Origin of the sequence: Proteiniphilum sp. UBA1028, from assembly GCF_002316955.1 — a bacterium.
Lineage (GTDB): Bacteria > Bacteroidota > Bacteroidia > Bacteroidales > Dysgonomonadaceae > Proteiniphilum.
In genome coordinates this window covers 19,619-42,868 of record NZ_DCEN01000007.1, presented here as the reverse complement: position 1 = coordinate 42,868, position 23,250 = coordinate 19,619, and the positions used below count along the sequence as shown (strand labels likewise).

23 protein-coding genes are annotated in these 23,250 nt (G+C 48.4%); 15 read left to right on the top strand and 8 right to left on the bottom strand.

The genetic code is table 11. The features are described 5' to 3' along the window. The first annotated feature begins 15 nt into the window (after nt 1-15). The 6 genes from B3Z75_RS01050 to B3Z75_RS01025 all read left to right on the top strand — a co-directional run bounded on the left by B3Z75_RS01050 (nt 16) and on the right by B3Z75_RS01025 (nt 5,699). Nucleotides 16-966, top strand: coding sequence for an NAD(P)H-dependent flavin oxidoreductase (locus B3Z75_RS01050; RefSeq protein WP_294066819.1), 951 nt, complete (start codon nt 16-18; stop codon nt 964-966). A 99-nt stretch (nt 967-1,065) separates the two neighbouring features. Next, the gene (locus B3Z75_RS01045; RefSeq protein ID WP_294066816.1) at nt 1,066-1,890 is read left to right on the top strand and encodes an MBL fold metallo-hydrolase; all 825 of its coding nucleotides are present in this window, start codon (nt 1,066-1,068) and stop codon (nt 1,888-1,890) included. A 48-nt stretch (nt 1,891-1,938) separates the two neighbouring features. Then, nucleotides 1,939-3,144, top strand: coding sequence for a glycosyltransferase family 4 protein (locus B3Z75_RS01040; protein WP_294066813.1), 1,206 nt, complete (start codon nt 1,939-1,941; stop codon nt 3,142-3,144). Then, nucleotides 3,141-4,373 carry a glycosyltransferase family 4 protein gene (locus tag B3Z75_RS01035; protein ID WP_294066810.1) on the top strand — a complete coding sequence of 411 codons (1,233 nt, stop codon included), beginning with the start codon at nt 3,141-3,143 and terminating at the stop codon, nt 4,371-4,373. The genes B3Z75_RS01040 and B3Z75_RS01035 overlap by 4 nt, the downstream gene beginning before the upstream one ends. Further along, nucleotides 4,370-5,098: a glycosyltransferase family 2 protein gene (locus B3Z75_RS01030; RefSeq protein WP_294066806.1), complete on the top strand. Its 729-nt coding sequence runs from the start codon at nt 4,370-4,372 to the stop codon at nt 5,096-5,098. Before B3Z75_RS01035 ends, B3Z75_RS01030 begins: the two co-directional genes overlap by 4 nt. Before the next feature lie 58 nt (nt 5,099-5,156). Further along, complete coding sequence (locus tag B3Z75_RS01025; RefSeq protein ID WP_294066803.1) at nt 5,157-5,699, top strand: RNA methyltransferase; 543 nt, start codon at nt 5,157-5,159, stop codon at nt 5,697-5,699. Nucleotides 5,700-5,713: 14 nt separating this feature from the next. Here the strand turns inward: B3Z75_RS01025 and B3Z75_RS01020 are convergent, their stop codons facing one another. The 8 genes from B3Z75_RS01020 to B3Z75_RS00985 all read right to left on the bottom strand — a co-directional run bounded on the left by B3Z75_RS01020 (nt 5,714) and on the right by B3Z75_RS00985 (nt 12,497). Next, the gene (locus B3Z75_RS01020; protein WP_294066800.1) at nt 5,714-6,457 is read right to left on the bottom strand and encodes a UDP-2,3-diacylglucosamine diphosphatase; all 744 of its coding nucleotides are present in this window, start codon (nt 6,455-6,457) and stop codon (nt 5,714-5,716) included. Between the two features lie 32 nt (nt 6,458-6,489). Beyond that, entirely contained in the window at nt 6,490-6,807 is a 318-nt protein-coding gene (locus B3Z75_RS01015) for a metal-sulfur cluster assembly factor (protein WP_294066797.1), read from the bottom strand. 48 nt (nt 6,808-6,855) lie between these two features. Further along, nucleotides 6,856-7,545, bottom strand: coding sequence for a RadC family protein (gene radC, locus B3Z75_RS01010; protein ID WP_294066794.1), 690 nt, complete (start codon nt 7,543-7,545; stop codon nt 6,856-6,858). Between the two features lie 146 nt (nt 7,546-7,691). Then, nucleotides 7,692-8,258, bottom strand: a complete 567-nt coding sequence (gene efp, locus B3Z75_RS01005) for an elongation factor P (RefSeq protein ID WP_294066791.1) — start codon at nt 8,256-8,258, stop codon at nt 7,692-7,694. A gap of 85 nt (nt 8,259-8,343) precedes the next feature. Next, nucleotides 8,344-8,730, bottom strand: coding sequence for a GtrA family protein (locus B3Z75_RS01000; RefSeq protein WP_294066788.1), 387 nt, complete (start codon nt 8,728-8,730; stop codon nt 8,344-8,346). Beyond that, on the bottom strand, nt 8,723-10,438 hold the full coding sequence (locus B3Z75_RS00995) for an ArnT family glycosyltransferase (RefSeq protein WP_294066785.1): 1,716 nt from the start codon (nt 10,436-10,438) through the stop codon (nt 8,723-8,725). The genes B3Z75_RS01000 and B3Z75_RS00995 overlap by 8 nt, the downstream gene beginning before the upstream one ends. Nucleotides 10,439-10,441: 3 nt before the next feature. Then, nucleotides 10,442-11,752 (bottom strand): NCS2 family permease, encoded by a 1,311-nt coding sequence (locus B3Z75_RS00990; protein WP_294066782.1) that lies wholly within the window; start codon nt 11,750-11,752, stop codon nt 10,442-10,444. A 19-nt stretch (nt 11,753-11,771) separates the two neighbouring features. Then, nucleotides 11,772-12,497, bottom strand: a complete 726-nt coding sequence (locus B3Z75_RS00985) for a DUF5020 family protein (protein ID WP_294066779.1) — start codon at nt 12,495-12,497, stop codon at nt 11,772-11,774. Nucleotides 12,498-12,657: 160 nt separating this feature from the next. On the opposite strand from B3Z75_RS00985, the gene cysS reads away from it, so the two are divergent. The 9 genes from cysS (at nt 12,658) to B3Z75_RS00940 (ending at nt 22,975) form a co-directional block, all read left to right on the top strand. After that, nucleotides 12,658-14,136 carry a cysteine--tRNA ligase gene (cysS, locus tag B3Z75_RS00980; RefSeq protein ID WP_294066777.1) on the top strand — a complete coding sequence of 493 codons (1,479 nt, stop codon included), beginning with the start codon at nt 12,658-12,660 and terminating at the stop codon, nt 14,134-14,136. A 51-nt stretch (nt 14,137-14,187) separates the two neighbouring features. Beyond that, complete coding sequence (locus B3Z75_RS00975; protein WP_294066774.1) at nt 14,188-14,949, top strand: YaaA family protein; 762 nt, start codon at nt 14,188-14,190, stop codon at nt 14,947-14,949. 11 nt (nt 14,950-14,960) lie between these two features. After that, nucleotides 14,961-16,295: a sodium-dependent transporter gene (locus tag B3Z75_RS00970; RefSeq protein ID WP_294066771.1), complete on the top strand. Its 1,335-nt coding sequence runs from the start codon at nt 14,961-14,963 to the stop codon at nt 16,293-16,295. 208 nt (nt 16,296-16,503) lie between these two features. Beyond that, nucleotides 16,504-17,736 carry a 3-phosphoshikimate 1-carboxyvinyltransferase gene (locus tag B3Z75_RS00965; RefSeq protein ID WP_294066768.1) on the top strand — a complete coding sequence of 411 codons (1,233 nt, stop codon included), beginning with the start codon at nt 16,504-16,506 and terminating at the stop codon, nt 17,734-17,736. 2 nt (nt 17,737-17,738) lie between these two features. Next, on the top strand, nt 17,739-18,170 hold the full coding sequence (locus B3Z75_RS00960; protein ID WP_294066765.1) for a phospholipase: 432 nt from the start codon (nt 17,739-17,741) through the stop codon (nt 18,168-18,170). An 11-nt stretch (nt 18,171-18,181) separates the two neighbouring features. Further along, complete coding sequence (locus tag B3Z75_RS00955; protein ID WP_294066762.1) at nt 18,182-19,006, top strand: metal ABC transporter permease; 825 nt, start codon at nt 18,182-18,184, stop codon at nt 19,004-19,006. Between the two features lie 86 nt (nt 19,007-19,092). Next, entirely contained in the window at nt 19,093-21,252 is a 2,160-nt protein-coding gene (locus B3Z75_RS00950) for a tol-pal system YbgF family protein (protein ID WP_294066759.1), read from the top strand. Beyond that, nucleotides 21,249-21,827 carry a non-canonical purine NTP diphosphatase gene (locus B3Z75_RS00945; protein WP_294066756.1) on the top strand — a complete coding sequence of 193 codons (579 nt, stop codon included), beginning with the start codon at nt 21,249-21,251 and terminating at the stop codon, nt 21,825-21,827. Before B3Z75_RS00950 ends, B3Z75_RS00945 begins: the two co-directional genes overlap by 4 nt. 89 nt (nt 21,828-21,916) lie before the next feature. Beyond that, nucleotides 21,917-22,975 (top strand): Gfo/Idh/MocA family oxidoreductase, encoded by a 1,059-nt coding sequence (locus B3Z75_RS00940; protein ID WP_294066753.1) that lies wholly within the window; start codon nt 21,917-21,919, stop codon nt 22,973-22,975. The last annotated feature ends 275 nt before the right edge of the window (nt 22,976-23,250 follow it).

Below are 23,250 nucleotides of genomic sequence, written 5' to 3'. Positions count from 1 at the left end.
TAAAAAATTGGGACAATGAACAAAAACAGGATTACTACACTTTTCGGGATCCGCTACCCGATTATCCAGGCAGGAATGGTATGGTGCAGCGGCTGGCGACTAGCCTCAGCGGTGAGCAATGCGGGGGGCTTGGGACTGATAGGAGCCGGATCAATGCACCCCGAAACATTGCAAGAGCATATTCAGAAATGCAAAGCCGCCACCAGCAAACCATTTGGCGTAAATATCCCCCTCATGTATCCGCAAATTGAGGAGATTATGCAGATTGTGATGGAGGAAAAAGTACCAATCGTCTTCACCTCGGCAGGTAACCCCAAAACGTGGACATCGAAACTAAAAGAGGCAGGTATTCTGGTGACGCATGTGGTATCCAGTTCCAAATTTGCCCTGAAGGCCGAAGAAGCAGGCGTAGATGCGATCGTCGCCGAAGGGTTTGAGGCAGGCGGCCACAACGGACGCGAAGAGACCACTACCCTCACGCTGATTCCGCAGGTGCGGCAAGCAGTGGCGCTGCCACTCATTGCTGCGGGCGGTATTGCCACCGGCGAGGCAATGGCTGCCATGTTCGCATTAGGAGCCGAAGGGGTACAGGTAGGCACGCGATTTGCGCTCACCGACGAGAGTTCTGCCAACGAGGCTTTCAAGCAGAAATGCCTCTCGCTCAACGAGGGAGACACGTCGCTTACGCTGAAAAAAGTGAGTCCAACACGGATGATCAGGAATGAGTTTTACCGGCAGGTAGAAGAACTGGAAGACAAGGGAGCCACGGCAGACGAGCTGCGGGCACTGCTGGGTCGAGGCCGTTCCAAAAAAGGCATCTTTGAAGGTGACCTCATCCAGGGCGAGTTGGAAATCGGGCAGATTGCCTCGCACATCAAACAAGTAGTCCCTGCCGGAGAGGTAGTAAATGAGATGATTGAAAGCTACAACAGAACACTGGTAAAATTGTCCGAAAAAACATTTTGACTACTTCGTTGACTTCTTCCGCTCAGGACTAAGTTGAAAAAAGCGAAGCCCGTCCCTTCCCGGCGTAATTCTCAAAAACTTATTATCTTTGCATCCACTATGCAATACAAACTATTCCAGGCGGACCGGATCTCTTTTTTCAGCCTCAGCAGCGGTAGCTGCGGCAACTGTTACTATCTTGGCAACGCACATTACGGCATACTTATCGACGCCGGCCTCGGTCCGCGTGTGATCAGGAAACGACTCTCCATGTATGGAGTCGAACTATCGTCCATCATGGCAATCCTGATTACACACGATCATTTCGATCACATCAAATCTGCCGGATATCTGGGAGAGAAATTACACATCCCCATATACGCCACACGAGAAGTACACAGGGGGATAGCAAACTGCCCCATGATACACAATAAGCTCAATGGCTCGACAAAATATATTGAGAAAGGGAAACCTTTTCAAATAGAGGACTTTCGGATAACGGCATTCGATGTGCCACACGACAGCAACGACAACGCCGGTTATTTCCTTGAATTCGACGGCCAAAAAATGACGCTGGCTACCGACATAGGCGCGATCACCGACGAAATGGCCTATTACATCGGCAAGGCGAACCATCTGGTTATCGAGAGCAATTACGACGAGGAGATGCTGCAAAACGGCCGTTATCCTTACTACCTGAAACGCAGGATCACCTCCGGAACAGGACATCTGAGCAACCGCCAGACGGCAGAGTTCCTGGCAAACAATTACACCTCCGATCTTCGCAATATCTGGCTCTGTCATTTGAGTGGCGACAACAACAGCCCTGAACTGGCCTACAACACGACGAGAGACCAGCTTTCGCTGAAAGGAGTTGAAGTAGGACAAAACGTGGCACTGCACGTACTGGAGAGGAACATATTGTCAGCTAAAACAGAATTCTGAATCTCCTCTGTAGATATATGAAATAGGCTTACGAAATGATTTAATCTGATGAAAGTACTGTTTGTTTTCAGCGGCATCCCACCCTACATGAACGCATTGCTAAACAGACTGGTTGACAAAGGAGCGGAGATCATCACGGTGATTCCCGACAAGAAAAGCAACCAGCTGGGCAAGGGGGTGAAGGTGACAGATGGGGAAAAGGCATCATACAGAGTTATTGAGATCAACGAGAAAAAGTCACCGGCAGGAAAGAATCAATTTCCCCGGCTGTCGTCAATCATTGAGCAGGAGATACCGGATATCCTTGTCGCCGGGTGGCCCTACTTTCTCCAATACTTTGGAGACCGGAAGCTACGTCAATCGATTCGCAGGAACGGGGTGCGATTTGTGATCCGTGAGATTCCCTTTCAGGTACCTCCCTTTGGGAAAAACATTGCATTCTTCCGGCAGCATCCGATGTATGACGAGGATATGAAGCTCTTAAGCAAAGGAGTTGCTTTTTTCGTGAGACAGTGGATGGTCATGCTTGTCAGAAGATACTGTTACTCAAGGGCAGATGGCGCACTGGCGTATGCATCAAAAGGAAAAATAATCATGCCTACCTACGGCATCGACAGCAACAAAGTTTTTGTCACCTTCAATACGGGCGACAGCGAAGCATTGTTGCGCGAGAAGCAGCTTCTGGCGTCAGAACCACCCATCCTTCCCCCAAACAGCCGGCGTATCATCCACATTGGAAGGCTGGTAAAATGGAAACGGGTCGACCTGCTCATTGATTCTTTCGCAAAAGTCCTGCGGGAATTTTCCGATGCCGAATTGGTGGTGGTGGGCGATGGCCCTGAAAGAAACACACTTCAGCAACAGGCACAAACGCTGGGCATCGAGCAAAAAATTCTCTTTACAGGAGGGGTGCACGACCCAAAAACAATTGGCGCCTACATGAGCGCATCGTCCCTATACGTACTGGCAGGAATGGGCGGACTTTCCATCAACGACGCAATGACCTACGGGCTTCCGGTGATTTGTTCCGTATGCGACGGCACTGAGCAGGATTTGATCTCCGACAAGGTAAACGGACTTTTCTTCCGGGAGAACAGCGCAGATGACCTCTCCGGGAAAATAGCCACACTGCTAAGAGATCCAGAACTAAAAGCGAAGATGGGAGAAGCTTCGTTCCGCGTGATAGAAGAAAAGATCAACCTGGAAAGTGTGAGCGAGCGCTATCTGGCCGCTTTTACAAAAATAACATCATGAAGATTCTCATTGTAAGTACATCCGACATCTACGGCGGGGCGGCTGTAGCAGCTTCCAGGCTGATGAAGGCAATGCATTTCTGCGGCGAAAGTGCAAAAATGACCGTCCGGGATAAAAGATCGGATGACCCCGATGTATTTTCCGCCGGCAACGGCCACAAAAACAAGTACAACTTTTATTGGGAGCGAGGGGCTATTTTTTTACAAAACAGACTTTCAAAAGAAAACCTGTTCGATGTTTCGATTGCCAACACCGGCAACTCCATCACAAGGCTGCCCCTATTCAGGGAAGCCGATATTATTCATCTTCACTGGATCAACCAGGGCATGTTATCCATCCGTGAAATTGAACAGATTCTCACCTCCGGGAAGAAGGTAATATGGACCATGCACGATATGTGGCCTTTCACCGGAATCTGCCACCATGCGGGAGCCTGCAGAAACTACGAAAGATCTTGCGGCTCTTGTCCCTACTTAATCGCAGCTTCACCGGGTGATTTATCTCACCGTGTTTTCCTGAAAAAGCAGGCGGCTTACGGAAAAGGTAAAATCACCTTTGTGGCTTGCAGCAACTGGCTTAAAGAGCTTGCAACCAAAAGTCCGCTTACTCGGGGACACACGGTAGTATCCATTCCCAACCCGATTGACACAAGAGCTTATTGTCCGAAAGATAAGTCCGAAGCGCGTAGACGCCTAAATCTGCCAGAAGACAGGAAGATTGTACTGTTTGCGGCTGTCAAAACATCCGACCCAAGAAAGGGAATCGATTATCTGCTGGAAGCAAGCCGGCTCATCGCAAAGCATCCCAACAACATCCTGTTCCTCATCGCCGGCAACAACGGTGAAGAGATGGAAAAAAGACTTTCACAGCCTGCGCATAGCTTGGGGTTCATTCCGCCAGCTAAAATGGCCGACGTCTATAACGCTGCCGACCTGTTTGTGACACCCTCGTTGCAGGAAAACCTCCCCAACACCCTCATGGAGGCGATGGCTTGCGGCACACCATGTGTGGGCTTCAGCACAGGAGGTATTCCCGAGATGATCTCTCACGGAAAAAACGGATACCTGGTAAAATACAAAAACGCCGAAGACCTGGCAAAAGGAATATTATGGACACTGTACAGCGCCGATTCCGAGACCTTGTCGTCCAATGCACGCGAAAAGGCAGTGCTGGAATATTCACAGGAAACAGTTGCCATGCAATACAGGAAGATTTACGAGACAAAATGAAAAAACTATCCATCATCACGGTCACATACAATGCCGGACACACATTGGAGCGGACACTGAAAAGTGTGCGGGAGCAATCCTATCCCTACATAGAGCATGTGATTGTAGACGGAAAATCATGGGATAACACAGTCGCACTTATCCAACAACATGAAAACGGGGCTCTTACCTGGGTGAGCGAACCGGACAAAGGGCTTTACGATGCAATGAACAAAGGTGCGGCAATGGCCAAAGGCGATTACCTTTGTTTCCTGAATGCGGGCGACACCTTCTTCGCATCCAACAGCGTGGAGAGAATGATGCATACGTTCAATGCCGTCAATGCGCCCGATATTATTTACGGAGAGACGGCGATCGTGGATGAAAAGGGCGATTTTCTGCATATGCGCAGGCTTAAGGCACCGGAGAGACTTACCTGGAAAAGCTTTAAGCTGGGGATGGTGGTATGCCATCAGGCGTTTATCGTAAAAAGAGAGCTGTTTGAAAACTATGACCTCTCCTATCGCTACTCTTCCGATTTCGACTGGTGCATCCGCATGATGAAGAAATCAAAAAACTTACACAATACTCGTCTCACACTGATCAACTACCTGAACGAAGGATTGACCACCAGCAACCGTATGGAGTCATTGAAAGAACGCTACCGCATCATGGCTAAGTATTACGGACAAGCATCCACCTTCCTGCATCATCTTTGGTTCGGAATACGTGCGGTTTGGAAATAGGCCAGGGGTGATTCGGAGAAATTGAGAGAAGTTGAAAGAGATATTCAAGATAAAAAAAATGAAAAAGATAAGCAGGCGAAAACTAAAACTGGAGGAACTAAAACGCATCAGTGTGGATGAGTTTCGCGAGGCAAGGAAGATTCCACTGGTAGTGATACTTGATAATGTGCGCAGCCAGCACAATATCGGTTCTGTTTTTCGGACTGCCGATGCATTCCGGGTAGAGGAGATCCTGTTGTGCGGCATCACGGCTACCCCTCCCAATGTGGAAATCCATAAAACAGCCCTCGGAGCAGAAGATGCAGTCACATGGCGCTACTTTGAAGACACACTGAAAGCTATACAGTTACTGAAAACATCCGGTTATACCGTCTTTGCAGTTGAGCAGGCCGAAAATAGCACATCGCTGGGATCAGTCACTCTGGAGAAAAACAATAAATATGCCGTGATTCTGGGTCACGAAGTACACGGTGTCCAACAAGCCGTTGTCGATACTTCGGACGGATGCATCGAGATCCCCCAGTATGGGACCAAACACTCTCTCAACGTGTCGGTTACTGCTGGCATTGTCATCTGGGAATTTTTCAGGAAGTTATCGTGATCCACAAGCGGTCCTCACGATTCAAAATGCTCCAGCCTCAAGGCTTCGCCGTCAAATACAGCATAAGAGAAAAATGTTAACCAGTCGCCAAGTATAATCACACTGCTCTGTGCCGCAATGGAAAGATCCAGTAAGATATGGCGATGCCCAAAAACGAAGTAATGGATATCGGGTACTGCCTTTAGCTTTTCCTTCGCAAAACGAATCAGGCATTCATTATCTTCACCCAGATAAGGTTGCACCCCGCCGTTTTCACGGCTGCTGTTGGACCAGGCATGCGCCAGGGGAACGGTCCACCGGGGATGGATAGCCGAGAAGCATTTTTTCAGGAACTTGCTGTGAAACATTTTCCGTAACAGGCGAAACGACCGGGAATCATCACCGAGCCCGTCGCCATGTGCCAGAAAGAATTTCTTTCCGTATATTTCGGTAATCAGCGGCTCAAAATGAAGAATCATCCCACACTCCTTTGCAAGGTAATCCGAGAGCCAAATATCGTGATTCCCAATAAAAAAATGCACCTCCACGCCGGCGTCTGTCACCTCGGCCAACTTACCCAGTACGCGCGTGAATCCTTTTGGAATCACATATTTGTATTCGAACCAATAATCGAAAATATCTCCCAACAGATAAATGGAACCGGCGTCCTTCTTTGCCATATCCAGCCATCTGCACATTTTTCGTTCTGTTTGAATTGGCTCGGCGTGCAATTTAGATCCCAGGTGGGCATCCGCAAAAAAATAGATCTTCTTGTTCACAACTTTCCTTATTCAGCGTACACTTCTGCAGCTCACATCATCCCCAATTCCAACAAAGCTTCTTCACTCATCATGGAACGATCCCAGGGAGGGTCGAAAGTCAGGTTGAGGTCCACGCTGTTCACCTCGGGAATTGACTCTACTTTCAACTGCACATCCATCAGGATAAAGTCGGCTGCGGGGCAACTGGGCGAAGTGAAGGTCATCTCGATGGTCACGTTGTTCTGATCATCAATGTCCACATCGTAAATCATACCCAGGTCATATATATTCACCGGTATCTCAGGGTCATACACCGTGCGAAGCATGACTACTATTTTATCTTGTAATGCTTGTAATTCTTCGTTCATAGTCTGTTTTTTTATTAAACCGATTTCCCGGCATAATGTTTATCCGCGTCAGATGATTCCTTCGTCGGCATAACTGAAATAACGGTCGCCACACACTATGATGTGGTCGAGCAGGGTAATATCCATCCATTGGGCAGCTTCTTTCAGCTTCATTGTGATCCGTGTATCTTGCGGGCTCGGTCGACAATTACCAGAGGGGTGATTGTGCCCCAGGATGATGCCCGATGCGTAATGATTGAGTGCTTCCCTCAGGATCAGGCGGATGTCGACCACCGTCCCGGAAATACCCCCACGGCTCACCTGCATGGTTGTTAACACCTTGTTTGAACGGTCTGTCAACAAGGCCCAGGTCTCTTCGTGGTTCAAATCCACAAGAATGGGAAAGAAACGGTCGTAAGCGTCGCGAGATGAAGTGATCTTCTCTTTCTCGGCGACCTCCGCCCATTTTCGCCTCCTCCCCAGATCCAGTGCCGCAACCAGCGTAACCGCCTTTGCCGGGCCAATACCTTTAAATTGCCCTGCCAGATCAGAAACACTCATCCTTCCAAGTTTGTTCAGATTATTTCCGGCTTTTAACAGGATACGCTTACCCAGTTCCACAGCACTTTCTTCCTCATTGCCCGAACCAATCAGGATGGCCAGCAATTCGGAGTCGGATAATGCCGATACACCTTTCATTAGTAATTTTTCACGGGGTCGGTCTTCCTCTGCCCATTGCTTAATGCTTAACTTGCTCATGATGTTCCATTTCAGGTGTAAAACGAAACAAACATACAAAGAAAAACCGGAACTCTAAAACATTCAGCCCGAGCCAATAAAAAGGCAGACATTTAGCCTTATGTCCGCCTTCGAAAAAAATATTGCCGGAAGAGGCAATGCCTCCGTTACTCCCTGACACGTTCCACGTATGAACCGTTGCGTGTATCTACCTTGATTTTTTCACCCGTGTTGATAAACAGGGGCACTCGCACCTCTGCGCCGGTCTCCACGGTGGCCGGTTTCAGCGTGTTGGTTGCAGTATCCCCTTTTATGCCGGGCTCGGTATACGTTACCTCCAGCACTACGTGCGTAGGCATTTCCGCCGTAAGGATCGTACCGCTTTCGGCATGAATCTGGACATCTACCACGTCGCCTTCCTTCAGAAACTGCACTCCCTCAATCTGTTCTCCGGGAATAGGAATCTGTTCGAATGTCTCGGTGTTCATGAAGTTATACCCCATATCGTCTCGATACAGATATTGAAAAGGACGACGTTCAATACGTACCTCATCCACTTTCACGCCGGAGTTAAAGGTCTTGTCGAGAATGCGCCCTGTGGTTACATTTTTCAGTTTGGTACGCACAAAGGCGGCTCCTTTACCGGGTTTCACATGAAGAAATTCAACGATAAAGTAATATTGTCCATCCAGGTCGATGCACATGCCGTTCCTGAAGTCAGCAGTTGTTGCCATAAATATTTGTTATAATTATTCAGATAATGTTTTGTATGAGAGCGCAAAAGTAGTCAATTCATCGGTAAAAAACAAACGAATCCCCTCATACCTGCTGAAAAGTGAATAAATAATTGGCCAGGAAGTTCCAGATGGTAACCAGTGCAATGGCAAAAGCCTTTGACAGATAAAAGTTCAGTTTGGCTTTCTCGTGGAAAAGATAAAGAAAAATATTGTTCATCAGAAGGCCAATCAGGGAGACAAGAAAGAAGGAAAGAAACTCACGTCCCACCTGCGGATTGTTACTTTCAAAGGTCCATATTCTGTTGAATACATAATTGGATACCGCCGCCAGTGTAAAACCGACGGAGTTGGATATAAACTTGTTCCATTTGAGCTTTTCTTTACACAGCCAGGTAAAGAAAAAATCGATCACAGTGCCCGACAGTCCGACCACCCCGAATTTAAAAAACTTACCTATAAATTCAATCATTCTTAAAAATCATTTTAACCGGTTTTTCCAACGTGGCGGGATATACGCCCGGTGTACCGGCAGCAAAATATACCGGATATTCACCGGGAGGAATATCAGGCAACAGGAACCGGATGTGTCCGCTCACTTTTTCACCCGGAGCTATCTCATGACACTCGAAGGTTGAAGCGGTGGTAACTTTCTCCAACTCAAACCGCCCTTCCTTTTTCACCTGAAATAGCAGCGAGATCTCCAACGGCATGGAAGGATGATCAATCAGATAGGTTTCCTGATAAGGATTTACCACCGTTACAGTGACTACCTGCTCCCTGCCGGCAGCGAACATGCTATCCGGAAGAACCGGAATCACTCTCAGTCGTTTATAGGGCTGGTACGCTGCCACCTCTTCCAGGCGAAAGAGCGAACGGCCGCTACGTGTGGGCTTCCCCGCCGTGGTGTCATTCCTGAAGTCGAGCACCACGGGTTGACCCCAATAATTTTCATCGAAACGCCAGATGTCATACTGGGTGTTTCTGTAGTTCAAGGCTCCCATGGCATGCGCCTCCTGTCCGGTATAAAAACGATATTTCGACGGCATCTGGAAGCCGGAGGTGAACACCACGGGTCGATCGCCGGCTACAGCCTGCAGATCTGCCACACGCTGCTTATCACCATGCCACTCGGTGCGCAGAGGCAGGATGTCTACCATCAGGAAAATACGAGCAATCAGTAACAAAAACAACGAGGGAGCTACAATTTTGCAGAGATACCTTCTAAGTTTTATATTTTCCGCAGCCTCCCGCACAATGAGAATGATCATCGGCACTGCCGCGGCGATGGTCCAGTGAGGCTCCACCCTCCCCTTGAAATTCCAGAAAGTAAAAAAAATCAGCAAGCCGGCGAAGAGAAACTTCAGTGCACGCTCAAACGGACCCTTTTCTCTCCGTCGAAAAAAAACATATACACCGGCCCCCAGCGTAAAAGGATTGAATACCGGCAACTGATTGACCAGAAAATCGGGGAAGTAGCTCCAGCGAAACCCTTTAGAGCGTTCCACGAGGTGGTACTTCAGCGATGGGAAGTCGTTGTTTACCTGCCACAGTATATGCGGAAGATATAAACCGATGGCAATCAATACCGATAAATAAAAGGCAGGTTTCCGGAAAAGCTTCGGATTGGACAGGAAGACAAGCATGATCACCAGCCCACCGTGATACTTGCTATACATGAGTCCCGCCATACAAAATGCCATCAGCAGTGTACCCTTCGTTGAATTTCCAGATTGAAGGAAATACCAGTAACTCCACAAAAACAAAACCGTAAAAAACAACAGTGGCGCATCCGGTGTGGCAATAAACCCGTAGGCCTGTATCATCACCACCGAAAAGGAGGTCAGAAAGAACAACCCTATATTTTGCCCTGTATGCTCCACCCCTGTGAGCCGATAGAGGACAATCAGAAACAGAACCTGCATCAGAATGACGACAAGCCTGACCCCCAGGGTGGTATTGCCTGCCAGCAGCGTCCCTATTTTCACGACCAGCGCCACCATGGGGGGATGATCAAAATACCCCCAATCCAAAAACTGAGAATAAACCCAGTAATAGGACTCATCGTTGCCTATCTCCGTAAAGACAGCTTGAACAATGTTCAAAATAAACCAGCCGAAGAGAAACAAGGAGAAAAGACGGCCGGGCTTTAACGGATATTCCGGAAGAGGATTAAACATGACTTACAGGACATTCATTCCATCCAATACCAACTTGACAATGAACAACACAAAGATCACCCACATGGTCACCGAGATATGACTCCATTTACCGCTCAGCGCTTTCAGTAGTACGAAGGACAGCATACCGAACACAATCCCCTGGGCAATGCTGAATGCAAACGGCATCATCACGATGGTGAGGAAGGCTGGCAATGCTTCTGTCATATTGTCGAAATTGATCTTCACCACCGATGTAATCATGAACAATCCCACCAGGATCAAGGCCGGAGCAGTGGCAGATGCCGGCACCATCAGGAAAAGAGGAGCCAGGAACAGTGCAAGCGTAAACATGGTCGCCGTGGAAAGAGCCGTTAAGCCGGTACGCCCACCTACGGCCACGCCCGAGGCGCTTTCCACGTATGAAGTCACGGTGCTGGTACCCAAGACGGCGCCAAAAGTGGTTCCGAGTGCATCGGCAAAGAGCGCCTTTTTGATCTGCGGGAAATTACCGTCTTTGTCCGTCAGTCCAATCTTCGAGGCTACACCCAGCAGCGTTCCAATCGTATCAAACAGGTTCACAAACAGAAATGTAAACACCACGATCACCATATCAGGCGTGAAGATATGCTGCCACTCAAATTGCATGAAGATGGGAGAGATATCAGGTGGCAGGGAAATGATATTTCCTTCTGGCAATTGCACCAACCCCAAAGTGATGGCGAAAAGAGTAGCTGCGACAATCCCGATCAAAAATGCGCCGTGCACCTTTTTAAAGTACAACACAGCCGTAAGAATAAGTCCCAGGGTAGCGACCCACACATGAGGGTTGGACATGGCTCCCAATGTGAGCATGGTGTTTTCATCCCGCACAATCAACCCTGCATTCTGCAAGCCGAGGAACGTAATAAAAAGGCCGATACCCACTGGAATTGCATTTTTAATGGTGTTGGGAATACTTTTCACAATCAACTCCCTCACATTGAAGAAGGTAAGAAGCACAAAGATGATTCCCTCAATGAAGACTGCCGTGAGTGCCATCTGCCAGGAGTACCCCAAGCCCAGAACCACAGAAAAAGCGAAGAAGGAGTTTAATCCCATACCGGGTGCCTGCGCAATAGGCAGGTTGGGGATAAACGCCATAAACAGCGTTCCCAATACACTTGCAAGTGCGGTAGCCGTGAACAGGGCTGCTTTATCCATTCCCGAAGCGCTTAAGATGTTCGGGTTTACCACCAGAATATACGACATTGTAAGAAAGGTGATGATTCCCGCAACAAGCTCTGTACGTACCGTTGTCTTATTCTGTTTTAACTTGAAAATTTTTTCCAGCATAATCAATCGATATTAAGCATTAAAAATTCCATTTGGTGGCTATGGTCGGGATGGCATAAAATTTACTTTCCGTGAATTTGTTCACAAAATTGTAGCTTAGTTCAATCTCGCTGCCAAGGGAAAAGTGAGGAGAAAGATTATACCAGATTTGGGGTTCGCTCAGGAGTACAACTTTTTTTCCACTGGCATCACCGCCTTCCGTAAACGCCTTATCCTCTGTCCATACATCCATAAATCCACCCAGAGAAAGCTTACCATCGACCAGGGTAGCATTCCATGTAACGGTCCACTGCGCATCGTTGCTCACATGCTGAAACGCATTCAGCTTATAAGCCACATAGGTGCTCATAAAGAAGTTACCCAACTGAAACGGATAACCTACACCGGCCAGGTACGAGGCGGGAATGGAGAAGCCAACACCGGTTCCTCTTACCAGCCCCAGTCCGCCATTGTATTCTATGTGGGGAAGAAGCGGGAAGTCACCCAGTTTGAATTCACGGGCTATTTCAGCATAAACCAATCCCGGATTCTTTTTGTCGAAATTAAAGTCAAAGTCCACAAACATAAACGTATTCCCCCACTGGTCGGGCTTAAACATCTCAAAGGTTGCGGTCAGATAATTGACAGGAGCGACTTTATCACCATACAGCGAATGCCTTGAATCAAAGTGCAACTGCAGGTTCTGGGCCCTGACATTACCGAGGGCACAAAAGATGAAAAATGTAAGTAAAATTTTACGTGACATAAAAGAAGTTTGAAGATTCGTTAATGAAAGAAACCGCAAAAGTATCAAATTATTGGAAAACCACCGTAAAAAACAGGAGACTTTTTCTCTTTTTCAACCATTTTGCCGTTCTTAACGCTTAAATTTGTAATTTTGTCTTTTAAAATAATCATCCTCCAATATGAACGTAGAAAAAACAACTAATTTGGTTATTTACAACACACTCACCCGGAAGAAAGAAGACTTTGAGCCGCTACACCCCCCCCTTGTGGGTATGTATGTGTGCGGCCCGACAGTATATAGCGATATTCATTTGGGCAATTGCCGCACGTTCATCTCTTTTGACTTAATTTACCGGTACCTGCGTCATCTCGGCTACAAAGTACGCTACGTACGAAACATCACCGATGCGGGGCATCTGGAGGGCGACCGTGATGAGGGGGACGATAAATTTGCGAAAAAGGCCAAGCTGGAGCAGCTGGAACCGATGGAGATTGTGCAGAAATACACCCTTGGCTTTCACGAGGTGCTTTCTCTTTTCAACACCCTCCCGCCGAGCATTGAACCCACAGCAACCGGCCACATCATTGAGCAGATCGAAATGATCAAAAAAATACTGGACGCCGGATTTGCCTACGAGGTAAACGGTACTGTCTATTTCGATGTGGAAAAATACAGCAGGGAGCATGACTATGGGACACTCACCAACCGGAAGCTGGAAGACCTGATGGAGGGGACACGGGAGCTTGACGGACAGGACGAAAAAAAAGGAAGGCTCGATTTTGCATTGTGGATCAAAGCGAAGCCCGAAACGCTGATGCAGTGGCCTTCACCCTGGGGATGGGGGTTTCCCGGGTGGCACATTGAATGCTCGGCCATGAGCACCAAATACCTGGGAACCACCTTCGACATCCACGGTGGCGGCATGGACCTGCAGGCTACCCATCACACCAACGAGATAGCCCAATCGCAGGCATGCAACCACACCCAGCCCGCCAAATACTGGGTACACACCAACATGCTTACCGTAAACGGTGCCCGCATGTCGAAATCGGCCGGAAACGGATTCCTGCCAAAGGAACTGTTTACTGGTAACCATCCACTGTTGGATCGGGGATATTCACCCATGACAGTCCGCTTCTTCATGGCCCAGTCGCATTACCGGAGCACACTCGACTTCTCCAACGATGCTCTGCAGGCTGCCGAGAAGGGATATAAGAAGTTAATGGAAAGCCTGTCGGCATTGGATAAGGTTGCTCCATCTCACACCTCGTCCGTTAACATCAAAGAACTGGAACAACGTTGCTACGCTGCCATGGACGACGACTTTAACAGTCCGATGCTGATTGCACACCTGTTTGACGGAGTACGCATCGTCAATTCGGCCGTGGACAAAAAAGAGACTCTTACATCGGAAGATCTTGCAGCATTGAAAAAAACCATGCATACCTTCATCTTTGAGGTTCTGGGACTGGTCGACGAGTCGAGACAAGTAGCAGGCAGCAACGTGATTGAAGGATTGATGCGCCTGATTATCGATATCCGGCAGTCGGCCCGCGAGAACAAAGACTGGAACACCTCCGACAAGATCCGGGATATGCTGAAAGAGGCAGGTGTGGAAATAAAGGACACAAAAGAAGGGGTTGAGTGGAGATTGTAAAACAATCCTGCCGAAAACATGTGAAAGATATCTATTCTTAAAAATGCACCTATGCAAATCCTACTCTCTCCAGCGAAACTGATGTCTTTTCCGGACAGACCGGACAAGGTAACCCCAACCAGCCCGTTATTCCCGGATAAAACGGAAGAACTGATCGCGGCGTGCCAGCTTTTATCGGAAAAAGAGATTGGTACGATCATGAAGATCAACCCCAAAATGGCGCGCGATGTCTACGAACAGTTTCAGATGTTCCATTTCAAAGACACTCCACAACGATCTGCCGCATTGGCATACAACGGAATAGCCTACGCCGGGTTAAATGCGCACGACTTTTCGGAAGAAGACTTCGTGTTCGCCCAGAATCACCTCAACATCCTTTCCGGACTCTATGGCATTCTTCGCCCGCTCGATGGGATCAGGCCCTACCGGTTGGAGATGCAGCGGCAGATTGTACCTCAGGGATATCATACACTGTACGAGTTCTGGCAGGATACGGTGAATAAACACCTTGCTGCCAAACTGAAAAAAAGCAGCAGAACGATCATCAATGTCACCTCCGGCGAGTATGCAAAGGTGGTGCGGGCAAGTGCACTGCCCCGGGGCACACGGATCATCAACATTCGCTTCTTGCAGCAGGAGAACAATGATTTCAAACAAATTATCGTCCATACTAAAAAAGCCCGTGGCCTGATGGCCCGTTTTATCATCAAAAACAAGCTCACCAACGCGGAGGATGTGAAAGGATTCCACTTCGAAGAGTATTTCTTTTACCCTGCCTTGTCGCAAGAAAATCAGTGGGTTTTTGTAAGGTAAGGAGAGAACTTATGAATGAAAAAAGAGTCACATTTGCATCCAAAATTGGGGTAATTGCAGCGGCAGCGGGTTCTGCAGTAGGCTTGGGCAACATATGGCGTTTTCCCAGTCAGGCAGCCGATGGCGGCGGTGCCATTTTCATCATGGTCTACATAGGGTGCATCTTACTCTTCGGGATACCATTGATAATAAGCGAGTTTCTTGTAGGCAGGTTGTCACAGGCAAATACAGCCGGGGCATTTCACAGGCTGGCACCCCGCACACACTGGAAATGGGTGGGCCGGATGAGTGTACTCTCGGCCTTCCTCATCATGGGATTTTATATGGTAGTGTGCGGATGGACATTGGACTATCTGATTCAATCCTTTTCCGGCAAGCTGCGCACGGTGAACGACTTTTCAGCAAACTTCACGGCATTGTTGAACAACCCGCTGCGACAAATTGGATGGATGATTCTATTTACAATACTGACAGCATTCTTCATCATCTCCGGCGTGAAGAAGGGGATCGAGCAGTCGTCGAAGATCCTGATGCCAATGCTCTTTTTGCTGCTGATAGTTCTTGCCGTAAGGGCCATCATGCTGGAAGGCGCATCCGGTGGCCTTGCATTTCTTTTCAAGCCAGACATGGAACATGTGAAACCGACCGTGTTCCTGGATGCAATGGGACAGGCTTTCTTTTCACTCTCCATCGGCATGGGTTGTATGATTACCTACGGATCTTATTTCAATGACCGCACCAACCTCACAAAAACAGCGGTTCAGGTTTCCGTTCTTGACACGCTGGTAGCGATTCTCGCGGGAGTAATCATCTTCCCTTCAGCATTTGCGCTGACAGCCAACCCCGGCACCATCGTCGATGAGTTGGTTGCCGGCGGGCCGGGACTGCTGTTCATCACCCTGCCCGGGTTGTTTAACCAGATGCCTGCCTCCATGTTGTGGGCAGCCATGTTCTTTTGCTTGCTGGCACTTGCTGCACTCACTTCCACCATCTCACTGATGGAGGTGGTAACCCTCTACCTTCACGAAGAATATCATTTTTCACGCAAGAGAAGCACCCTGCTCGTCACAGCCGGAGTAATCATCCTGGGTGTGGTCTCCTCTTTCTCATCGAAGTTTTTCAATTTGCTGGATGTGACATCGGCTAAATTTATGCTCCCGGCAGGAGGCTTTTTTATCTGCCTCTTTGTGGGCTGGTACCTGGATCAGAAACTAGTGTATGCGCAAATGACCAACCACGGGTCACTGCAATCCGCCGCCAAGCTCCTGAAAATCTATATCTTCCTGCTCAGGTATATCGTTCCTCCCGCCATTCTGGCCATATTTATCTACGGATTAACAGGTTGACAAACACACCCACAGACTGCAGGATACAGAAGCGGCATAAGCGCTGAAAACCACCAGGGAGGGGCCGAAAATTAATTAAAGGAGATTAAACATCGTAAAACAGAAGATAAACGACCCTGTCTTCGTTTAAAATTATTATTTTTGTACAACTTTAGTGTTAAGTCACAACGAGAAAAAGTATAACTTCAGTGAAAAAAGTAACATAACGATGCAATCGCGATATAAAATTTTCCCCCCCGATGCAATTCACACTACCGTACAACTTCCCGCATCAAAAAGCATGAGCAACAGGGCCCTCATACTCAACGCATTAAGCCTAAGCCCCTATACAATCAGGAATCTTTCCGACTGCGAAGATACCCGGGTCATCATCGATGCTTTTAACTCTGATTCCAACGTGTTTGATGTGAAAGGTGCCGGTACCGCCATGCGCTTTCTGACAGCCTTTCTGGCAGGCATGGAAGGAGAATGGATCATCAGGGGGTCCAAAAGAATGCATGAACGTCCCATTCATCCGCTCGTAGAGACACTCACAGCATTGGGTGCCGAGATAGACTACCTGGAGAAGGATGGCTTTCCGCCGTTGCGAATCAAAGGAAGGAAGCTTAAAGGAGGAGAAGTCTACCTGTCCGGCAATATCAGTTCACAATTTATCTCGGCCCTGCTGATGGTAGCACCGCTCATGGAAAACGGATTGATAATGCATATCGAGAAGAAGATTGTTTCCAAGCCATACATCGACCTGACTATGGCCATGATGGCGCAGTGCGGTGTAACCGCAAAATGGTCCGGCAACGATATTCTGGTAAAACCTCAACAGTATCAACCTATTGAGTTGGTTGTGGAGACCGACTGGTCCGCAGCCTCTTACTGGTACGAATTGGTTGCGTTGATGCCCGGTGCGGAGGTCAAATTACCAGGACTGAAGAAGAAAAGCTTGCAGGGCGATGCCAATGTTGCCAACCTGTTCAGCGATCTGGGAGTAACCACGGAATATTTGGAGGATGGAGCAATCATCCGCCATGCAAAGAAAAAAGCAAAAAAATTTTTCCACGATTTTGTCAACGAACCCGACCTGGCACAAACATTTGCCGCGACTTGTTGTTTTATGGGTATACCCTTCATTTTCTCAGGCATTCAAAGCCTCAAGATCAAGGAGACAGACCGCGTACAGGCCCTGATCAATGAATTAAAAAAGCTGGGGTTTGTGCTTAGAGAAAATGGCATCGGTATGCTCGAGTGGGATGGCGAACGATGTTTTCCGGAAAAGGGCCCCGCAATAGACACCTACGATGATCATCGTATGGCGATGTCCTTTACACCCGGAGCCATACCCCTTCAGTCGCTGATCATCAATGATCCGCATGTAGTCACCAAGTCATACCCCCTGTTTTGGGATGATTTGAAGAAGGCAGGGTTTACTATAGAAGAAGAAAACTGATTATGCAACCAATCCTATTTTTTATCGGCATTATTGTCTTTTTTGTGCTTGCTTTGGCCATCACCAACTACATTCAGCGTAAAAGAGGGAACACCCAAACGCGCGAAATGCCCCCTCCCTCCATCGATCTGAGTGGTAGCGGATGCTGCGGCGCCCACGAGGTGTGTGAAAAAGACAGCCTTATCGCTGCTTTTGTGGAGCAGCCGGAATACTTCGACGACGAGGAACTTGACAGATATGCACGCCGCGATTCGGCCCAGTATGCCTCCTCCGAAGTGGATGAGTTCAGAGAAGTATTTTACTCCGTGCTCGACGAAGAGAAACCACGCTGGGTACGAAGCCTTCAAATGAGAGGGATTTCGCTTCCCGATCAACTCAAAGACGAAGTGTTGATGTTTGTGAATGAGCAGAGAGCACACAAAATGCACGCCTGAATTACAAACAGATGGATATACCCGAACTGCTTCAGTATGCCTTTTTTCGGAATGCTCTCCTGGGGTCCCTCTTTGCGAGTGTAGCCTGCGGCATCATCGGCACGTATGTTGTTTCCCGCAGGCTTGTATTCATTAGCGGGGGCATCACGCACGCCTCTTTCGGGGGACTGGGCATAGGTTTTTATTTTTCTCTTCCACCCATCCTGTCGGCCATGGCCTTCTCGGTCTTTTCCGCCTTCGGCATCCAGTGGTTGTCACGAAAGCAGGGTGTACGGGAAGATTCTGCCATTGCCGTCTTCTGGTCGCTGGGCATGGCACTGGGAATCGTACTCACCTTCCTCTCCCCCGGTTATGCCCCCAACCTGTCGGAGTACCTGTTCGGCAATATCCTGACAATTACACCGGTCGACATCGTGTCTCTGGCCGTTTTATCACTGGTACTGGTGCTATTCTTCGCACTGTTTTACCATGCCATTGTCTCTGTGTCGTTCGATACAGAATTTGCCCAAACACGGCATATCCCAACGCAGTTCATTGAATACGCCATGATGTTGTTTGTGGCAATCACCATCGTACTGAGCATTCGCCTGGTAGGCATCGTCCTGCTTATGTCGCTCATTACTGTTCCCCAAATGACGGCCAATCTGTTCACGGTAAACTATTCAAAAATCATTACTCTCTCCATCCTTTTCAGCTTCCTGGGCTGCGTGGCGGGACTACTTCTCTCCTATTACCTGAACGTTCCTTCGGGTGCATTCATCATTTTTGTGCTGATCGTGATGTTCTTTATTGCCAAAGCTGTGAAAGCGTTTGCAAGACAGAAAAGCTACGAATAAGATCATAACACTTTTTATTTAAACAATAAAACACTGTTTTTCGAGTTACATAAGGGAACGTAGTTGCTTGTTTAAACTGGTCGGTAGTGAAGGCAGGAATCAATCTCATTTTATATACAATGATCTTGTCCGGGATGCTCCTTGGAGAGGGTTGTTCTTCCGGAAAAAACACCCGGGGTACACGTGCTTACCATGAACTGACCACCCGCTACAACATCTACTTCAACGCAGAGAAGGCCTACAACGGTATTCTTGAAAGTCAGACGGAGTCCTATCGCGATGATTATACAACACTGCTTCCGTTCTATGCCGGAAAACCGGTGGAGGAAAAAAAACGGACCGGTGGAGCATTCGATGCTGTGGTCGACAAGACATCCAAAGCCATCCGGGAGCACTCCATCATCGCTAAACCACGTCGCGATCCCTCTAAACCACAGAGCCGGACGTTTAAGCAATGGCTTCAACAGGATGAATTTAACCCATTCATCCATAATGCCTGGCTTCTGCTGGGCAAAGCCCATCTACAGAATGGAGATTATGCACAGGCGATGGCGGTATTCATGCAGATACAGCGGCTGTTTAAACAAGATGCCGACCTGATCACCGAAACGGAGATATGGCTGCTGCGCGCCTACACAGAGACAGACAGAATGCCCGACGCCGGGAACATTGTCTATCTGTTGCAAAGCAAAACAATCGCACCCCACCTGCTTGACCTCTTCACCGGAACATACGCCAACTACCTGATACACAAAAGAGAGTATGCCGAATCAATCCCCTGGCTGAAAAAGGCGATTGCCCGGGAGAAATATTTCTGGCAAAAAAAACGACTCCAGTATCTGCTTGGACAACTCTATGAACTGATAGGGGAAAAAGAACCGGCCTACAATGCCTATGAGCAGGTGAAAAGCCTGGGTAGCCCATTTGTTTTTACCCTGAACGCCACGATCGCCCAGCTTTCCGTAGCATCGGAAGCACAACGTCCCAAAATAAGAGAAGCCTTGAGAAAGTTGCACGACAAAGCAGCGAACGATAGCGAAAGGGTAATTATTCAGTCTGCACTGGGAAAATACCCCGAAGATAGCGTATCTGACGGCAAGATGCCGCAAACTGAACAAATGCCGTCCACGGCAGGTATAAAAGAGGAAAATTTAGCACGCAAGGCTGCAGAACACGACAGCATTTATCAGGAAGCTTACCGGGCTTATCAGAAAGGAGAAGCAACACAAGTGCAATCTACTTTTATTACATTTACGGAGAAATATCCGACATCGGGACTAATGCCGCAAATGATGCTGATGCATGCCCTTTCGTTTGCACAAGACAACGAGGCAGCAAAAACGGAGACCTATCTCCTTGAGCTGCTTGAGAAACATCCGGAGTCCGATGCTGCACTTTTGGCTCAAAACATTGTTGCGGGACTGTCACAGGGGAAAGTGCTGGCTGAAAATGCCTCCATGCATACACAGTGGCACATGCAAACAACAGACAAAAAAAGTAGAAATGCAAATATGGCCTCGTTCAGCCCAAACCGGGCTGTTCCTCATCTGATTCTCCTCACTTACGACCGGAATTCACCGGATAAAAACAGGCTTCTCTTCTTCACTGCGGACTTCAATTTTACACAATTCAAATTACGTGCATTCGACTTTTCTCCTATCCGGTTTCTGGACCGGGAAGCTCTGAGAATTCAACCTTTTCTCTCTTTTGAAGATGCATCACACTACTTGCAGATGATGCGATCCGAGTCCCTTTTCGCTGATTTTTTCGCAAAAGGGATAACTCCGGTTGTTATTTCTGTAGAGAACCTTGCTATCTTGCAACGTCATTCAACCATGGATGCCTACAAAACGTTCTTTGCAAATACCTTCGAATCGGAGCCGCCAAATTTGCCCCCTTTACAATCCACTGTAGCGGAAGATTTCACGACAAGTCCAATGCCGGGAAACAAGAAGGGGTCCTCCCCAAACGTGGGTACTTCGCCCGTCCCGGCTTCGCAAGCGGAGACGTCCGAAGCATTGCAGCTCCGGCTCGAACGGAAAGCTGTCGAAGCGATACAGCAAAAACAGGAATCAACGGCAAACAAAAGCAGGAATGAACTGTTAAAGGAACGGGAAAAGCTACGGCAAAAGAAGATCCGGCAGCGGGAACAGGAACAACGGAAACGGGAACAGGAAAGGGAGGCAGCACTCAAGCTCAGGGAACAAAAACGGGAACAACAAATACAGAGACAACAACGACAATGAAAAAAATTGTATTCGCCACCAACAACAAACACAAACTCGAGGAAATCCGGAAAATTACAAACGGCACATTGCAAATCCTCAGTCTTTTGGACATCCATTGTACAGAAGAGATCGAAGAAAATGGCGTTACGTTGGAGGAGAATGCTCTCCTCAAAGCAAGATTCGTGAAAGAAAAATATGGCTATGACTGCTTTGCCGATGACACGGGGCTGGAGGTGGAAACACTCGACGGTGCCCCCGGTGTCTACTCTGCACGGTATGCCGGGGAAGCATGTAATCCTGTGGACAACATGCGCAAACTTCTTACCGTTCTGCAGGGCGTGGAAAACCGCAATGCACGATTCCGCACCGTGATTGCCCTGCTGATCGACGGTGAAGAGCATCTGTTCGAGGGGATAGTGAAAGGAAAGATCATCGAAGAGAAAAGAGGAAAAGCCGGCTTTGGATATGATCCCGTGTTTATGCCCGACGGGTATAAGCAAACCTTCGCCGAACTAGGCAATGAGGTGAAGAATCAAATAAGCCACCGGGCGCTGGCCACCCGCAAGCTGGCGGTATTCCTGTCCGACAGATAAACGAGTTCCTCCCGCATTGATTTACCCGTTTCACAAAATTTCCCTATCTTTGAGAAGATAGATACAATAACCTAAAAAAATGATAACCTATGTCGACCAACATTCGCACGGGCATTATCGGTTACGGTCTTTCCGGCCGTGTTTTTCATGCGCCCTTTATTGATGTGGTGGAGGGATTTGAGCTAACAAAGATCAGCACCTCCAAACCCGAAAGCATTGCTCTCATCGAAGAGCGTTATCCGGTTACCGCAGTGGTGCCCGACGGGAAGAGCATTATCGGCGACCCGGAAATTGACCTGGTCATTGTCACCTCGCCCAACACCGATCATTTTCACTGGGCCCGGGAAGCGCTGCTGGCAGGCAAGCATGTAGTGGTGGAAAAGCCTTTCACCGTAGATGTGGCCGAAGCCGATGAACTGATTGAACTGGGCACAAGGCAACAAAAAGTTCTTACGGTATATCATAACCGGCGTTTCACGAGCGACACCCGGACTGTTAAAAAACTACTCGATAGTGGGTTGCTGGGTGATATCGTGGATTACGTATCTCACTTCGATCGGTACCGTACCGAACCCCGCCCCAATGGCGCCTGGCGCGAACGCCCCCTGCCGGGATCGGGTATTTTCTACGATCTGGGTTCCCACCTTATCGACCAGGCGTTGTGGTTCTTTGGCATGCCCGAAGCCGTCACGGCAGAAATCAACTCGCAGCGTGCATGGGCGAAAGCCGACGATCATTTCGACGTGCGCCTCCACTATCCCGCCTTTACCGCCACACTGAAGTCGGGCATGATCTGCCGCATCCCGGGGCCTACCTACATGCTGCACGGCACCCACGGATCGTTTGTCAAATACGGGTTGGACGTACAGGAGGCTACCCTCGACGGAGGAGCCATCCCAATGGGAAAAGATTGGGGACGAGAGCCGGAAAGCATCTGGGGAAGGATCAATACCGAATACAAAGGAGTGAAGATACAGGGAAAGCTGGAGAGTGAGCCGGGCGATTACCGCGACTACTTTATCAACCTGCGCGATGCCATCCTGGGCAAAACGGCGATTGCCGTAAAACCGGAAGAAGCGCGCAACGTGATGCGAATCATCGAACTCGCATTTCAAAGCAGTAGGGAGAAAAGAACCGTCGTAGTATAATAAAGAAACTTACTAAAGAAATAGTCGCTCTGGCGCTACTGGCCACCGTCCCGATCACCTAACGGGCGGTGATTGTTATATTCTTTTTTATAATTTTCTTTATTCACAATCTCCTTTTTTTATTATTTTTGTAATCTCTACAAACACTGATTGTCGATGCAGTTTTCAGAGAAACAGTTTTCCAAATATTTCCACACCCACTATCGTCCGCTTTGTCTGCACGCCCTGCATTTCATGGGTAATGTCGAGGAAGCCGAGGACGTTGTGCAGGAGAT

What these genes read in the sequence shown, in the direction of transcription:
- B3Z75_RS01040 (WP_294066813.1), top strand. Translation starts at nt 1,939, where the DNA reads ATGAAAGTACTGTTTGTTTTCAGCGGCATCCCACCCTACATGAACGCA.
- B3Z75_RS01015 (WP_294066797.1), bottom strand. Translation starts at nt 6,807, where the DNA reads ATGAACGAAGAATTACAAGCATTACAAGATAAAATAGTAGTCATGCTT.
- B3Z75_RS00960 (WP_294066765.1), top strand. Translation starts at nt 17,739, where the DNA reads ATGCAACCAATCCTATTTTTTATCGGCATTATTGTCTTTTTTGTGCTT.
- B3Z75_RS01030 (WP_294066806.1), top strand. Translation starts at nt 4,370, where the DNA reads ATGAAAAAACTATCCATCATCACGGTCACATACAATGCCGGACACACA.
- B3Z75_RS01000 (WP_294066788.1), bottom strand. Translation starts at nt 8,730, where the DNA reads ATGATTGAATTTATAGGTAAGTTTTTTAAATTCGGGGTGGTCGGACTG.
- B3Z75_RS01045 (WP_294066816.1), top strand. Translation starts at nt 1,066, where the DNA reads ATGCAATACAAACTATTCCAGGCGGACCGGATCTCTTTTTTCAGCCTC.
- B3Z75_RS01025 (WP_294066803.1), top strand. Translation starts at nt 5,157, where the DNA reads ATGAAAAAGATAAGCAGGCGAAAACTAAAACTGGAGGAACTAAAACGC.
- B3Z75_RS00970 (WP_294066771.1), top strand. Translation starts at nt 14,961, where the DNA reads ATGAATGAAAAAAGAGTCACATTTGCATCCAAAATTGGGGTAATTGCA.
- B3Z75_RS00955 (WP_294066762.1), top strand. Translation starts at nt 18,182, where the DNA reads ATGGATATACCCGAACTGCTTCAGTATGCCTTTTTTCGGAATGCTCTC.
- B3Z75_RS01035 (WP_294066810.1), top strand. Translation starts at nt 3,141, where the DNA reads ATGAAGATTCTCATTGTAAGTACATCCGACATCTACGGCGGGGCGGCT.
- B3Z75_RS00965 (WP_294066768.1), top strand. Translation starts at nt 16,504, where the DNA reads ATGCAATCGCGATATAAAATTTTCCCCCCCGATGCAATTCACACTACC.
- B3Z75_RS00940 (WP_294066753.1), top strand. Translation starts at nt 21,917, where the DNA reads ATGTCGACCAACATTCGCACGGGCATTATCGGTTACGGTCTTTCCGGC.
- efp (WP_294066791.1), bottom strand. Translation starts at nt 8,258, where the DNA reads ATGGCAACAACTGCTGACTTCAGGAACGGCATGTGCATCGACCTGGAT.
- cysS (WP_294066777.1), top strand. Translation starts at nt 12,658, where the DNA reads ATGAACGTAGAAAAAACAACTAATTTGGTTATTTACAACACACTCACC.
- B3Z75_RS00985 (WP_294066779.1), bottom strand. Translation starts at nt 12,497, where the DNA reads ATGTCACGTAAAATTTTACTTACATTTTTCATCTTTTGTGCCCTCGGT.
- B3Z75_RS01050 (WP_294066819.1), top strand. Translation starts at nt 16, where the DNA reads ATGAACAAAAACAGGATTACTACACTTTTCGGGATCCGCTACCCGATT.
- B3Z75_RS00995 (WP_294066785.1), bottom strand. Translation starts at nt 10,438, where the DNA reads ATGTTTAATCCTCTTCCGGAATATCCGTTAAAGCCCGGCCGTCTTTTC.
- radC (WP_294066794.1), bottom strand. Translation starts at nt 7,545, where the DNA reads ATGAGCAAGTTAAGCATTAAGCAATGGGCAGAGGAAGACCGACCCCGT.
- B3Z75_RS00945 (WP_294066756.1), top strand. Translation starts at nt 21,249, where the DNA reads ATGAAAAAAATTGTATTCGCCACCAACAACAAACACAAACTCGAGGAA.
- B3Z75_RS00975 (WP_294066774.1), top strand. Translation starts at nt 14,188, where the DNA reads ATGCAAATCCTACTCTCTCCAGCGAAACTGATGTCTTTTCCGGACAGA.
- B3Z75_RS00990 (WP_294066782.1), bottom strand. Translation starts at nt 11,752, where the DNA reads ATGCTGGAAAAAATTTTCAAGTTAAAACAGAATAAGACAACGGTACGT.